The organism is Solibacillus sp. FSL K6-4121 (assembly GCF_038002585.1).
Taxonomy (GTDB): domain Bacteria; phylum Bacillota; class Bacilli; order Bacillales_A; family Planococcaceae; genus Solibacillus; species Solibacillus faecavium.
Genome location: NZ_JBBOCS010000001.1, coordinates 1077211 through 1091302, shown reverse-complemented (window position 1 = coordinate 1091302; position 14092 = coordinate 1077211). Strand labels below are relative to the sequence as shown.

Sequence of the window (14092 nt, the reverse complement as noted above, 5' to 3'; positions counted from 1 at the left end):
AGATAGGTCAAGACGCAATTAAACTCCTATAAAAAACGTCCCTAAATAAATTAGAGACGTTTCTTTTTTATAAGTAATCAATCGCGCTTAATGCTTTATAAAATAGCTCGGCAAATTCACCGCGTGAAAGTGTTTGCGTTGGATTGAATGCACCCGTTCCATCCACTATACCGAACAGCTCTAAAATAGCAATGCTTTGACGTGCTTCCAATGTTAAGTTTGCTATATCACGATAGTTTGATGTTAATTCATTATACACCTTTGATAAATCTTGATTTAAATAGCGGTACATGTTTGCGATGATAATTGCAGCTTCTTGCTTTGTTACCGTCGTGTTTGGGGCAAACCGGCTTGACGTTGCACCAGTCATAATGCCAGCTTCCAGTAAGCCTTGTGCACGCTTTAAATGTTGCGAATTATCAATATCTAAATATTTGGATTGTGCATTGCTGGATAAATCCAGTGCAGTCGTAATCATCATGGATACGTCGAGTTTACTTACCTGCTTAGAGCTTTGAACGAGACGTCCGGTTGTATTGAATGTAATGCCGCGCTTAGCAAGTTCCCGAATTGCTTGACCTTGCTCATTATTTTGTATATCTGTATAAAATATGTTGCTTGATACAGCTTTAAATGTACCACTTGTAGATGTACGGATAACAAAATTAGCGCCATCAATTTTAAATGATGCAGGAGATTTGCCCCCTGCTACGACACGCTCAATCACTTGGGCGGCATTTGCCTTTAGCGAACTGATTGGTACATAAACTTCTACTATGCTTGAGAAAGTTTTAGGGTTATTGCCTTCTGTAAATTGTATGTTGAGCTGATTATTCATCAGGCTTAACGAAACCCCCACTGTAGCTGTAGAAGATTGAATTTCCGTTGTTGGAATAACAATTTCTATTTCTCCTGCTTTTAATCTCATATTACGGTCTGAAATATTTTTTACTTGAGAAGCTGTAATTTGTGTTGTATACCGACCGTTTTGATAAGTCATCGTTTCATATGGCGACCATGTAGCCGTTTTCGGAGTCGATGTTGCTACTGAGCTTGGTAGTCGTGTACTTGGCGAATCATCTGGAATATAAAGCGGGTCATAGGTTGGCTTTTCGATAACGATTGCCCCCGGTTTTACTGCATTCACATAATCTGGATAATAAGTGTGTACAAGTTCAATGTATTGCGGGTCATTCCACATTGTTTCAAGACGGACTAGTTTTTCCAATGTCGTTACGTATCTTTTTGCTACCGCCGCTAAATTATTATACAAAGAACGTGCTTTTGCAATTTCAGCCGTTGATGAGTTGCGATTAATTGTATTCATGTGTAGATCAAATGCATTGGCATCCAGTTTTGCCTGTTTCACAACAGTATTTTGGTAAATAACAAAGTTTTCTGCATCGATTAAAATGTTTAAGTTTGTTACAAATGTTTTCGCAAGTTCGCTCAATGCCATGTATGCCATGCGAACACTTTTAATTTGCTCTTCACTGTATCGCGTATTATCAATACGACTAATGCGGTCCATTACGGTTTTTGCTTCTTTTTTTGCTTGTTCGGTTTGTGTTTCCAATAGCTTTTCAAAATATACAAGATTTTCGAGCATACGCTCAGAGATCAGCTTTTTAGCGTTTACGGATAAATTATTATAAGCAGCACGTGCAGCACTGATTTCAGCTGGTGTCGATTCATTATGCAATGCTGGAATCATTTCGATTACCTTATCAGCAGCGGCTTTATTGGCGAATTCGGTTTCCAAGGCCTCCAAAGCTTCGAGCAGCAATTCGACTTTACCGTAATTTTCCACCTGTTCTTTTTGTTCAGTATTAAGCTTGTTGTAGGCTGCTACCACTTTTTCCACGTCTTCTTTAGATGACCTACTTGTTAAAGCTTCGATAGCCTTGTTTACTTCATCAATTGCTTTTTGAATGGCTTCTACTCCGTTAGAAAGCTTCGTCCATAAAATTAGTAAATGATCTTTGTTTTCAACAGCTTGCTGGAGCGCAGGAGTTAAACTATCAAACCGTACCTTCACTTCATTTACTTTCGCAAGTGACGTTGCTTCTGTTAGATGGGCAATCTCATCCATAATGGCTTTTACCGTTGCCTCGTTGTTGTTATTTTCAATGCGTTTTTCTTGTGCTTCCAAGATTGCTAGTTCCGCTGTGAAAAACTTCTGTAACTGTGGATCTAACGCTTCGTATTTCCCACGTAGTCCCTCAATATCACTTACAGAAGCATCGCTAGTTAAAGCCCCCATATCGGCTTTTACTATTTGTGCCTGTCCCGCATTTTCGCTTAGTTTTCGATAAGCTTCTAACCTTGTCTTTGCTTCAACCAATACGAGTGACATAAGTTCATCTTTTGTAATGGAGAATCCTTCTTCTTTCAGTTTTTCAACTACAATATTTGCACTGTCCGCGCTTGCCACTTTTTCCTTCAAGCCTTCCAAAGACACCATGTCATTTATATTTAACGCTAGTAATGTTTTTTCAAATTCTTTTATAAATGGATGTGTAGCAATACCGGTAATTCGATTCATTATGACCGATAAATTGCTCTTGTCACTTTCCTCTATCTCCGTTTTCTGTGCCGGCTTCATTTGAATATATAGGCTTTGTGCTTCCTTTATTTGTGCTACAAGCTCGGGAGTTAATGCTATACTCGATGCGCCCCCTGTAGGAACATTAGCCATCAAGTTATTAAATCGTGTAACTTGTTCTTTCATCGTTACCGCTAATTGAAGCTTATTGTTTACGATAGTTTTATCACTACCGTTAATAATATGCAGTTGGCTAATTAACAGGGACTCATACTTGGCTTTAATTAAATCCATCGAAACTAAAAAATCGAGTGCATTTTCATTAGTGCTTTTTACTTCATTCACTAACATCTTTGTCTCATTACGCAATTGAGCTGCTCTATTACGATATTGTTCTATAGCATTAGCATTAATCCCTACCTCATTGCGAATAGACGGCAAGTAACTATCATATTCAGTTAATAAATTTTCAATAAAATTAATAAAATCCGCAATTTCTTCAAATGGCTCTCCGTTTGGCGGGAGGCTATTTATTTTCTCATCCAACTTTTTCTTAAACAGTGTTGCCTTCTCGATTTTTTGGACAGCTTCAAGCAAGATGGAACGGTTGTATATATCCTGCTCATTTCCGTACCTATTGTAAGCACCGTAAGCGGCTTCTACCTTTTGAACATATTCTTTTTCCATTTCATCTAACTGACTGATTAAATCAATAATATATTTGGACGAAACGCTTCCCTTTGTAAGATCCGATTCAATCTGCTGTAATGTCGCATAATTTGGAACCTGTGCTTTTTGTGCAGGTGTTAAAGCCATGTACATTTGGCGTACTTCCATCACTTTCGTTTTAAAAGATGATGTTGTTTTATCCGCAATTTCTTCTAACTTCTGCACTTCTTCAAATACTTTATCTGCTTTTTCTTTATCCAGTTGATCCGTGGCATCCAAAGGTACAAAGCTTTCCTCGCCTGTAATTGGCTTGTAAATTAATGTAGTACCCGTTTTTTTAATAAATTGTAGCGGCTCCTTTAGTAGTAACTCCGCTAGCGGTGGCTTCGTCAACAAATTATAGCGGTATAGATATTTTCCTTGGCTATCATTGATGAAGTATAAATATTTTGAGACAATCGTTGCCGCATCACCGGATGATTGCTCATAGTAGACAATTCGATCTGATCCTGAAAATGCTATCGATTGTGCGAGCCCTATAGATTTCGGCTCTAATGTCGTTAAATCTAATTGATATAACTCGCCACTATTTTCTGATGATGCGTAGTAAATATGAGTTTTTGACATTGCTTGCGTATTAATGGTTTTAAAATAATTATATTTTTCGTCATTTACCGTAATAGAGGTTTCACTGCCGAATCGAATGCTCCTCTCAAAAGGAGTGTACGTTAAAAAATGTTCATACTTTATTAGAGCACCAGAATCAGGATCATCTGCGGCCACATCTAGGCTGTACCATTTACCATCCAGGTTTACGATATTCCATGAGCGATACTCTCCGTTTGCTACACCATGCACATAACGTACTTCATTATTTGGAAGAAGTTCTTTTAATAATGTATACGCCCATAACGAATATCCGTGCGAAGAGAGGCCGTTATTTGGCAATAAGCGATGATTTAACGCTTTATATGTTGTATTCGTAATGATGTAATCATGTACTGCTTTCACTTTCACGATTTCATTTGCACCAGTAGGAATTAAAATTTTTGTATGATGACTTTTAAGTGCTGCCACTTCCTCTTTACTCGTAAAATAGTTGAACGAAAACTCGAGTTTCACAGAAGTTTTTGTGGTACCTTCCATCGTTTCTGTCGCCTTCACTCGGACATTATTAAATACACCAAATAATACGGAATAATCAATTGCCGTTCCCCTGATATTTTCTCGCTTATTAAGCTTCTCTTTGATTACATTGAATGTATCTTCTACTGTATTTTTATATGTATCGATTGCTTCACCTGTTAACGTTACGGTAAAGCCCTTCCTAAATTCAGCCATTTCGCTTAAAATAGCTTCTTTTAATTCAGCTTCTGTTGTAGCCGTATTTAATTTCGTACTTGGCTGATTTGTATATGTCGCATTCCCTAAAAAATCATTCTTTATTTCAAAGGTAGATGTAATTTCTTCTGCCTGCACTCCCCCTGCAACTACTACGCTTGCCGGAATTGCTACTAAAGCCGCTAGAATTTTCTTTGAATGGTTCATGTATGGCACTTCTCCTTCTCGGTTCAAATATGTGCATTACTATTTATATCGGTTGCTCTACCATATTTTAGAACAAAACTAGGTATAAACCTATATAAAAAGAGAAATTGCGTGAAATTAGGCACGGAGAATTGTAATTATTTTAGTAGGAAGACTTATTTTATTGATTTGCACGACCAGTGGAGACATGCTACAGTCAAATTAATCCAATTACAAAAGGGGGTCCCTTTCATGAAGCTTTTCTTAAAGGCTTTCATATTGATGGCTGGGATTATCATTTGCTTTGCATTCCCATCACAAACTGAAGCAAAGCAAGTGTTTAAAGATGTTCCTACTGACCATTACGCGTATGATGCAATTAAATGGGCGTATGACTTTAATATAGTAAACGGCTATGCAAACGGTACCTTCCGTCCAAATCAGCCTGTAACTGAGCAGCAGTTTGCAAGTATTTTAGTCAGCTATTTTGATTTAGAGCCCGCGGCAGATGAGCTTCAAAAATATACTCCTAACGAAATTCCGTCTGATGGGAATTACAATACACTTGCTGCCTATGGGGTGCCGTTAAATGGCTATTTCCAAAATAGTATTCGAGGTGCTGTAGTAAAGCGTGGAACTGTTGCACAGGCGATTGCTTATATAGCAGATGGGCAAACAACTTTAAATAAGTCTATACAATTTCTGCTCACCCATGATATTTCGAATGGGCAAAACCCAAAGTATGAGCAAATCAACTTGCAACGCTTTTTCGGAGCATCGAATAATTTAACACGAGCTCAACTCGTTTCCCTATTCTACAAAATGCAAAGTAAAAACTTTTTTTATCGTTCACAAGTAGCAGAAGAGCGCTATGCTAATATAGGGTCAACTCCCCTATATAAAATGGCTAATGAAGCAAGGGACATGCTCGACCGTTCGTTACAAAGTGGACGAAACTGGTCTCCTGTAACAAATAAAAAACCGAAGAAAACGTGGGATGGAGAATATACGTACTTTTATACGTATGGAAAAGATGATTTAGATTCCCTGGGGCGCGTGCTTACAATTTCAAATAGTACGAAGGAGAATTTTAACGTAACCTACTATACATTTAATGGCTGGTCCTCTGGAACAATTGAAGGTACGGCTACTCTTACTTCTGAAACGAAAGCAAGAATGACCAAAACAGTTGAGGGAGAACGTTGCGTTATTGAATTTGAACGCGGATTGAATGACTCCATTAAAACAACAGAGTTTTATTGTGAAGCAGGTCGTGAACGTGATACAGATTATAACGGCACTCTTACAATGGAAAAATAAAATGGGAGCAGCCTGAAATTCTTTCTGGCGCTCCCATTTAGTATCAATCTTTCTTTAATTGAAAAATCCATTGCTCCTCTTGCCAATGACGTTCAACTATTCCACGCTCCTGTGCAAGCAATGTTAAGCCTATTATTTCAGAGATAATAAAGATAAAGTGCTTTGCAAAACGGGGACCGTAAATTGCTTCCCCAATAGCCTGTGCCGTTTGATGACCTTCACTTATTTTCTTTACGAGCTTTTGCAGTTTATATTCCGTCTTACTTAAACTGTTCTCAATGACATCATCTAAATTTTGAAAAACGGCTTCGTGCCCAGCAAAAACATACTGAATAGAAGAGTGCCTTACTTTTTCAATTGATTCAATATATTGCATTAACGGATTTATTATAATTCCTGCTTCGTCATGATCAATTAACGCATTTGTCATCCCGGAAGCCAATAAGAAATCCCCCGCAAATAGCCAACCGTTTTCTTTATCCCATAACCCAATAGAATCAGGTGAATGCCCTGGAACAGCTATTACGTGCAGCCCTCCAATTTGCTGTCCCTCTTCTAGTTGAAGAATAGCTGACTGCAACATTACTTTTTCTTTATTGCGAAGGGTGTTTTCCATTTTAGTCAACCGTTCAACTGCAAAATCCGTTACCCCATACTGTTTATATAATTCTTGGTAAAAAGTAAGCTTCTGCTGTAAATATTCTCCTTCACATTTTAAACGTGTAATGGCAATTTGACTGGCATATACAGGAATCGAGTATTCCTTTGTAAGCTTATTAACCAGTCCTGTATGGTCTTCATGAAAATGAGTAAGTATAATCCGTTTAATTTGTTTCATTTCAATCCTATAGTCACTTAATTTCTGGTAAAAAAACTGTTCAAATTCTTCCCCTTTAATGCCTGCATCTATGAGTGTATATTCGTTTCCATTCTGATATATATAACAGTTAATGCTAACCATACTACTATAATTCACTGGAAATATTATGGGATATACTGTTTTTCCACCAGCTTCTATAATTCCATCCATATGTATCTTCTCCCCACTTAAATGTGTTAGTAACTTATTGGTGCCTGCTGTTTCTATCGGGTTGAAACTATTAAAAAGCTAAAATAAGAGAAAAATTTCCCATTTTATTTCTATAATAGGACTAGTTTAGGGCGATAATAAAGACTATTTTTTACGTCCAGTTTGAATTAAGCAAAGTTTTTTCATCTATTAATTGTTTTTTATAATGAAATTTATTTTTAGAATATAAAACCATTCTATAGTATAAGCGTATTTCTACACTACTAGAAAACCTATCATTTTTATAAATGCAAAAAACACATTGCAAAATTGCAATGTGTTTTCTTGTGCATATATGACCCGTACGGGATTCGAACCCGTGTTACCGCCGTGAAAGGGCGGTGTCTTAACCACTTGACCAACGGGCCTATGGCTCCGAAGGCAGGACTCGAACCTGCGACCTGCCGGTTAACAGCCGGATGCTCTACCAACTGAGCTACTTCGGAATAATACTATGGTGGGCCTAAATGGACTCGAACCATCGACCTCACGCTTATCAGGCGTGCGCTCTAACCAGCTGAGCTATAGGCCCATAGTATGGTGGGTTTGGACGGAATCGAACCGCCGACACTTAGAGCTTCAATCTAATGCTCTACCAACTGAGCTACAAACCCATAAAAAAAAATGGCGGTCCCGACCGGGATCGAACCGGCGATCTCCTGCGTGACAGGCAGGCATGTTAACCGCTACACCACGGGACCAACATCATTAAGTAAAAAATATTAAAATGGAGGAGGTAGAGGGATTCGAACCCCCGCGCGGTGTTACCCGCCTGTCGGTTTTCAAGACCGATCCCTTCAGCCAGACTTGGGTATACCTCCAAAGGGAAATTATAAAAATAAATGGTGGAGCCTAGCGGGATCGAACCGCTGACCTCCTGCGTGCAAGGCAGGCGCTCTCCCAGCTGAGCTAAGGCCCCATAAGAATGGTCGGAATGACAGGATTCGAACCTACGACCCCTTGGTCCCAAACCAAGTGCTCTACCAAGCTGAGCTACATTCCGAATATGTCATTAAATAATATATATGGCGCGCCCGGCAGGAGTCGAACCCACAACCTTCTGATCCGTAGTCAGACGCTCTATCCAATTGAGCTACGGGCGCGCATTATTTACTTTATTAAAAAATAGAGTTGGTGCCGAGGGCCGGAATCGAACCGGCACGGTGATCACTCACCGCAGGATTTTAAGTCCTGTGCGTCTGCCAGTTCCGCCACCCCGGCATTTTTGGAGCGGAAGACGAGGTTCGAACTCGCGACCCCCACCTTGGCAAGGTGGTGTTCTACCACTGAACTACTTCCGCAAAATGCATAAGATATTTTTATCCTGACAGTATATGTAATTTATTTAAAAACTGGTGAGCCATGAAGGACTCGAACCTTCGACCCTCTGATTAAAAGTCAGATGCTCTACCAACTGAGCTAATGGCTCTCTAAATGGTGCCGGCGAAAGGAGTCGAACCCTCGACCTACTGATTACAAGTCAGTTGCTCTACCAACTGAGCTACACCGGCATTTAGAAATGGTGGAGGATGACGGGCTCGAACCGCCGACCCTCTGCTTGTAAGGCAGATGCTCTCCCAGCTGAGCTAATCCTCCATTTTATTTTAGCGAAGCGACGTCCTACTCTCACAGGGGGAAGCCCCCAACTACCATCGGCGCTAAAGAGCTTAACTTCCGTGTTCGGTATGGGAACGGGTGTGACCTCTTTGCCATCATCACTTCACTATTTTCGGCTTCCAATACACGGCGCTATCCTTCGTCAACTTCCCTCGCTCTTTCAGTCACGTACTTAAGTACGCTCCTTCCATCACTCAGTCGTTTCCTCGACTAGCTTGTGTCTATGAAACCCTTAGAAAAAATATTCATTCTTTCAAAACTGGATAAACGTTTCATTGAGTTGTGCAATAAAATGTGGTTAAGTCCTCGACCGATTAGTATTCGTCAGCTGCATGCGTCACCGCACTTCCACCTCGAACCTATCTACCTGATCGTCTTTCAGGGGTCTTACTTACTTGCGTAATGGGAAATCTCATCTTGAGGGGGGCTTCATGCTTAGATGCTTTCAGCACTTATCCCGTCCACACATAGCTACCCAGCGATGCCTTTGGCAAGACAACTGGTACACCAGCGGTGTGTCCATCCCGGTCCTCTCGTACTAAGGACAGCTCCTCTCAAATTTCCTACGCCCACGACGGATAGGGACCGAACTGTCTCACGACGTTCTGAACCCAGCTCGCGTACCGCTTTAATGGGCGAACAGCCCAACCCTTGGGACCGACTACAGCCCCAGGATGCGATGAGCCGACATCGAGGTGCCAAACCTCCCCGTCGATGTGGACTCTTGGGGGAGATAAGCCTGTTATCCCCGGGGTAGCTTTTATCCGTTGAGCGATGGCCCTTCCATGCGGAACCACCGGATCACTAAGCCCGTCTTTCGACCCTGCTCGACTTGTAGGTCTCGCAGTCAAGCTCCCTTATGCCTTTACACTCTTCGAATGATTTCCAACCATTCTGAGGGAACCTTTGGGCGCCTCCGTTACTCTTTAGGAGGCGACCGCCCCAGTCAAACTGTCCGCCTGACACTGTCTCCTACCCCGCTAAGGGGCATGGGTTAGAAGTTCAATACAACCAGGGTAGTATCCCACCGACGCCTCCTCCGAAGCTGGCGCTCCGGGATCTCTGGCTCCTACCTATCCTGTACAAGTTGTACCAAAATTCAATATCAGGCTACAGTAAAGCTCCACGGGGTCTTTCCGTCCTGTCGCGGGTAACCTGCATCTTCACAGGTACTATAATTTCACCGAGTCTCTCGTTGAGACAGTGCCCAGATCGTTACGCCTTTCGTGCGGGTCGGAACTTACCCGACAAGGAATTTCGCTACCTTAGGACCGTTATAGTTACGGCCGCCGTTTACTGGGGCTTCAATTCACAGCTTCGCTTGCGCTAACCGCTCCTCTTAACCTTCCAGCACCGGGCAGGCGTCAGCCCCTATACGTCACCTTACGGTTTTGCAGAGACCTGTGTTTTTGCTAAACAGTCGCCTGGGCCTATTCACTGCGGCTTCTCTAGGCTATGCACCCAAAGAAGCACCCCTTCTCCCGAAGTTACGGGGTCATTTTGCCGAGTTCCTTAACGAGAGTTCTCTCGCACACCTTAGGATTCTCTCCTCGACTACCTGTGTCGGTTTGCGGTACGGGCACCTCTCACCTCGATAGAGGCTTTTCTTGGCAGTGTGAAATCAGGAACTTCGCTCTAAAGAGCTCGTCATCACAGCTCAACGTTAAAGTATGCGGATTTGCCTACATACACGCCTTACTGCTTGAACACGCGCAACCAACGGCGTGCTTACCCTATCCTACTGCGTCCCCCCATTTCTCAAACGGTGAGGAGGTGGTACAGGAATATCAACCTGTTGTCCATCGCCTACGCCTATCGGCCTCGGCTTAGGTCCCGACTAACCCTGAGCGGACGAGCCTTCCTCAGGAAACCTTAGTCATACGGTGCATGGGATTCTCACCCATGTTTCGCTACTCATACCGGCATTCTCACTTCTAATCGCTCCACCAGTCCTTCCGGTCTGACTTCAACGCTATTAGAACGCTCTCCTACCACGCATACTCAAAGTATGCATCCACAGCTTCGGTGAATCGTTTAGCCCCGATACATTTTCGGCGCAGCGTCACTCGACCAGTGAGCTATTACGCACTCTTTAAATGATGGCTGCTTCTAAGCCAACATCCTGGTTGTCTAAGCAACGCCACATCCTTTTCCACTTAACGATTACTTGGGGACCTTAGCTGGTGGTCTGGGCTGTTTCCCTCTTGACTACGGATCTTATCACTCGCAGTCTGACTCCCGTGTATAAATATCCGGCATTCGGAGTTTGTCTGAATTCGGTAAAGCGAGATGCCCCCCTAGTCCAAACAGTGCTCTACCTCCGGTATTCTCAATCACGAGGCTAGCCCTAAAGCTATTTCGGAGAGAACCAGCTATCTCCAGGTTCGATTGGAATTTCTCCGCTACCCACACCTCATCCCCGCACTTTTCAACGTGCGTGGGTTCGGGCCTCCAGTGAGTGTTACCTCACCTTCACCCTGGACATGGGTAGATCACCTGGTTTCGGGTCTACGACCACGTACTAATTCGCCCTATTCAGACTCGCTTTCGCTGCGGCTCCGTCTTCTCAACTTAACCTCGCACGTAATCGTAACTCGCCGGTTCATTCTACAAAAGGCACGCTATCACCCATTAACGGGCTCTAACTACTTGTAGGCACACGGTTTCAGGATCTATTTCACTCCCCTTCCGGGGTGCTTTTCACCTTTCCCTCACGGTACTGGTTCACTATCGGTCACTAGGTAGTATTTAGCCTTGGGAGATGGTCCTCCCGGATTCCGACGGAATTTCACGTGTTCCGCCGTACTCAGGATACACTCTGGAGGGAATGAACTTTTGACTACAGGGCTTTTACCTTGTTTCGCGGACCTTTCCAAGTCGCTTCGTCTAACTCATTCTTTTGTAACTCCGTATAGAGTGTCCTACAACCCCAAAGAGCAAGCTCTTTGGTTTGGGCTCTTCCCGTTTCGCTCGCCGCTACTCAGGGAATCGAATTTTCTTTCTGTTCCTGCAGGTACTTAGATGTTTCAGTTCCCTGCGTCTGTCCTCATCACGCTATGTATTCACGTGTAGATACTATCCGATTAAAGATAGTGGGTTCCCCCATTCGGAAATCCCCGGATCAAAGCTTACTTACAGCTCCCCGAGGCATATCGGTGTTAGTGCCGTCCTTCATCGACTCCTAGTGCCAAGGCATCCACCGTGCGCCCTTATTAACTTAACCAAAAGTTAACACTTGGATAAAATCCAAGATTTAAGTTTACACGTCAATTGCTTGACTTGTTTAAATATCTATAAAATAGAAATTTGATTTATTGCTTTCAATGTCGTTTTATCCAGTTTTCAAAGAACGAATAAGCTAACTTATATCAAATTTCGACAAAGTTTGGCTAAAAAAATATTGGTGGAGCCTAGCGGGATCGAACCGCTGACCTCCTGCGTGCAAGGCAGGCGCTCTCCCAGCTGAGCTAAGGCCCCAATGTTTTATTAAGAGGTATATAAAGAATTTATATGGTGGGCCTAAATGGACTCGAACCATCGACCTCACGCTTATCAGGCGTGCGCTCTAACCAGCTGAGCTATAGGCCCTCTTAGAAGTTATAAAATTCATTCATAAACCTTCAAAACTGAACAGCAAACGTTAATGTTTCATTCCCCGAGGGAATGATTCCGAAATAATCCTTAGAAAGGAGGTGATCCAGCCGCACCTTCCGATACGGCTACCTTGTTACGACTTCACCCCAATCATCTATCCCACCTTCGGCGGCTGGCTCCATAAAGGTTACCTCACCGACTTCGGGTGTTACAAACTCTCGTGGTGTGACGGGCGGTGTGTACAAGGCCCGGGAACGTATTCACCGCGGCATGCTGATCCGCGATTACTAGCGATTCCGGCTTCATGTAGGCGAGTTGCAGCCTACAATCCGAACTGAGAACGATTTTATCGGATTAGCTCCCCCTCGCGGGTTGGCAACCGTTTGTATCGTCCATTGTAGCACGTGTGTAGCCCAGGTCATAAGGGGCATGATGATTTGACGTCATCCCCACCTTCCTCCGGTTTATCACCGGCAGTCTCCTTAGAGTGCCCAACTGAATGATGGCAACTAAGAATAAGGGTTGCGCTCGTTGCGGGACTTAACCCAACATCTCACGACACGAGCTGACGACAACCATGCACCACCTGTCACCGTTGCCCCCGAAGGGGAAACTATGTCTCCATAGTGGTCACCGGGATGTCAAGACCTGGTAAGGTTCTTCGCGTTGCTTCGAATTAAACCACATGCTCCACCGCTTGTGCGGGCCCCCGTCAATTCCTTTGAGTTTCAGTCTTGCGACCGTACTCCCCAGGCGGAGTGCTTAATGCGTTAGCTGCAGCACTGAGGGGCGGAAACCCCCCAACACTTAGCACTCATCGTTTACGGCGTGGACTACCAGGGTATCTAATCCTGTTTGCTCCCCACGCTTTCGCGCCTCAGTGTCAGTTACAGACCAGACAGTCGCCTTCGCCACTGGTGTTCCTCCAAATCTCTACGCATTTCACCGCTACACTTGGAATTCCACTATCCTCTTCTGCACTCAAGTTCCCCAGTTTCCAATGACCCTCCCCGGTTGAGCCGGGGGCTTTCACATCAGACTTAAGGAACCACCTGCGCGCGCTTTACGCCCAATAATTCCGGACAACGCTTGCCACCTACGTATTACCGCGGCTGCTGGCACGTAGTTAGCCGTGGCTTTCTAACAAGGTACCGTCAAGGTAGCGCCAGTTACTACGCTACTTGTTCTTCCCTTGCAACAGAGTTTTACGAACCGAAATCCTTCTTCACTCACGCGGCGTTGCTCCATCAGACTTTCGTCCATTGTGGAAGATTCCCTACTGCTGCCTCCCGTAGGAGTCTGGGCCGTGTCTCAGTCCCAGTGTGGCCGATCACCCTCTCAGGTCGGCTACGCATCGTTGCCTTGGTGAGCCGTTACCTCACCAACTAGCTAATGCGCCGCGGGTCCATCTTATAGTGACAGCCGAAACCGTCTTTCAACTTTCAAACATGTGTTTAAAAGTATTATTCGGTATTAGCCCCGGTTTCCCGGAGTTATCCCAATCTATAAGGTAGGTTACCCACGTGTTACTCACCCGTCCGCCGCTAAATCAGAGAGAAGCAAGCTTCTCTCATCATCCGCTCGACTTGCATGTATTAGGCACGCCGCCAGCGTTCGTCCTGAGCCAGGATCAAACTCTCCATAAAAGTAGTTTGAAAGCTCATTTGCTTTGCTAGCGATTCAACTTAATTAAAAGTTGAAATCTATTGTTTGCTTCATTTAAGAAGCTTGTTTCATTAACGTTGCTTGTT

The 14092-nt window shown here is 43.5% G+C and carries 3 protein-coding genes, 16 tRNA genes and 3 rRNA genes; 1 reads left to right on the top strand and 21 read right to left on the bottom strand.

Annotation, left to right across the window (positions count from 1 at the left end; genetic code table 11):
• Nucleotides 1-67: 67 nt before the first annotated feature.
• On the bottom strand, nucleotides 68-4762 hold the full coding sequence (locus MHH95_RS05575; protein ID WP_340726701.1) for an S-layer homology domain-containing protein: 4695 nt from the start codon (nucleotides 4760-4762) through the stop codon (nucleotides 68-70).
• 231 nt (nucleotides 4763-4993) lie between these two features.
• Here MHH95_RS05575 and MHH95_RS05570 point away from each other — a divergent pair, with 231 nt between their 5' ends.
• Nucleotides 4994-6061: an S-layer homology domain-containing protein gene (locus MHH95_RS05570; protein ID WP_340726700.1), complete on the top strand. Its 1068-nt coding sequence runs from the start codon at nucleotides 4994-4996 to the stop codon at nucleotides 6059-6061.
• A gap of 43 nt (nucleotides 6062-6104) precedes the next feature.
• Here the strand turns inward: MHH95_RS05570 and MHH95_RS05565 are convergent, their stop codons facing one another.
• The 20 genes from MHH95_RS05565 to MHH95_RS05470 all read right to left on the bottom strand — a co-directional run bounded on the left by MHH95_RS05565 (nucleotide 6105) and on the right by MHH95_RS05470 (nucleotide 13987).
• A complete protein-coding gene (locus MHH95_RS05565; protein ID WP_340726699.1) occupies nucleotides 6105-7091 on the bottom strand; it encodes an MBL fold metallo-hydrolase in 987 nt (328 codons plus the stop codon).
• 335 nt (nucleotides 7092-7426) lie between these two features.
• Nucleotides 7427-7498 (bottom strand) — tRNA-Glu (locus MHH95_RS05560).
• Between the two features lie 2 nt (nucleotides 7499-7500).
• Nucleotides 7501-7576: transfer RNA gene (locus tag MHH95_RS05555), tRNA-Asn, on the bottom strand.
• A gap of 9 nt (nucleotides 7577-7585) precedes the next feature.
• Nucleotides 7586-7662: transfer RNA gene (locus tag MHH95_RS05550), tRNA-Ile, on the bottom strand.
• Nucleotides 7663-7668: 6 nt separating this feature from the next.
• A tRNA-Phe gene (locus MHH95_RS05545) sits at nucleotides 7669-7744 on the bottom strand.
• A gap of 11 nt (nucleotides 7745-7755) precedes the next feature.
• Nucleotides 7756-7831, bottom strand: a tRNA-Asp gene (locus MHH95_RS05540).
• Nucleotides 7832-7858: 27 nt separating this feature from the next.
• Nucleotides 7859-7951 (bottom strand) — tRNA-Ser (locus tag MHH95_RS05535).
• 22 nt (nucleotides 7952-7973) lie between these two features.
• Nucleotides 7974-8049, bottom strand: a tRNA-Ala gene (locus MHH95_RS05530).
• A gap of 7 nt (nucleotides 8050-8056) precedes the next feature.
• Nucleotides 8057-8133 (bottom strand) — tRNA-Pro (locus MHH95_RS05525).
• Nucleotides 8134-8156: 23 nt separating this feature from the next.
• A tRNA-Arg gene (locus tag MHH95_RS05520) sits at nucleotides 8157-8233 on the bottom strand.
• A 29-nt stretch (nucleotides 8234-8262) separates the two neighbouring features.
• Nucleotides 8263-8351, bottom strand: a tRNA-Leu gene (locus MHH95_RS05515).
• 5 nt (nucleotides 8352-8356) lie between these two features.
• Nucleotides 8357-8431: transfer RNA gene (locus MHH95_RS05510), tRNA-Gly, on the bottom strand.
• Nucleotides 8432-8483: 52 nt separating this feature from the next.
• Nucleotides 8484-8559 (bottom strand) — tRNA-Lys (locus tag MHH95_RS05505).
• Nucleotides 8560-8565: 6 nt separating this feature from the next.
• Nucleotides 8566-8641 (bottom strand) — tRNA-Thr (locus MHH95_RS05500).
• 9 nt (nucleotides 8642-8650) lie between these two features.
• Nucleotides 8651-8726: transfer RNA gene (locus MHH95_RS05495), tRNA-Val, on the bottom strand.
• An 11-nt stretch (nucleotides 8727-8737) separates the two neighbouring features.
• Nucleotides 8738-8853: ribosomal RNA gene (rrf, locus tag MHH95_RS05490) — 5S ribosomal RNA — on the bottom strand.
• Nucleotides 8854-9041: 188 nt separating this feature from the next.
• Nucleotides 9042-11970 (bottom strand): 23S ribosomal RNA (locus MHH95_RS05485).
• A 178-nt stretch (nucleotides 11971-12148) separates the two neighbouring features.
• Nucleotides 12149-12224: transfer RNA gene (locus MHH95_RS05480), tRNA-Ala, on the bottom strand.
• Between the two features lie 34 nt (nucleotides 12225-12258).
• Nucleotides 12259-12335, bottom strand: a tRNA-Ile gene (locus MHH95_RS05475).
• A gap of 97 nt (nucleotides 12336-12432) precedes the next feature.
• Nucleotides 12433-13987: ribosomal RNA gene (locus tag MHH95_RS05470) — 16S ribosomal RNA — on the bottom strand.
• The 16S, 23S and 5S rRNA genes sit together here with 16 tRNA genes alongside, the layout of an rRNA operon.
• Between the last annotated feature and the right edge of the window lie 105 nt (nucleotides 13988-14092).

Coding starts and splice junctions, on each gene's coding strand:
- MHH95_RS05575 (WP_340726701.1), bottom strand. CDS start 4,762: ATGAACCATTCAAAGAAAATTCTAGCGGCTTTAGTAGCAATTCCGGCA.
- MHH95_RS05570 (WP_340726700.1), top strand. CDS start 4,994: ATGAAGCTTTTCTTAAAGGCTTTCATATTGATGGCTGGGATTATCATT.
- MHH95_RS05565 (WP_340726699.1), bottom strand. CDS start 7,091: ATGGATGGAATTATAGAAGCTGGTGGAAAAACAGTATATCCCATAATA.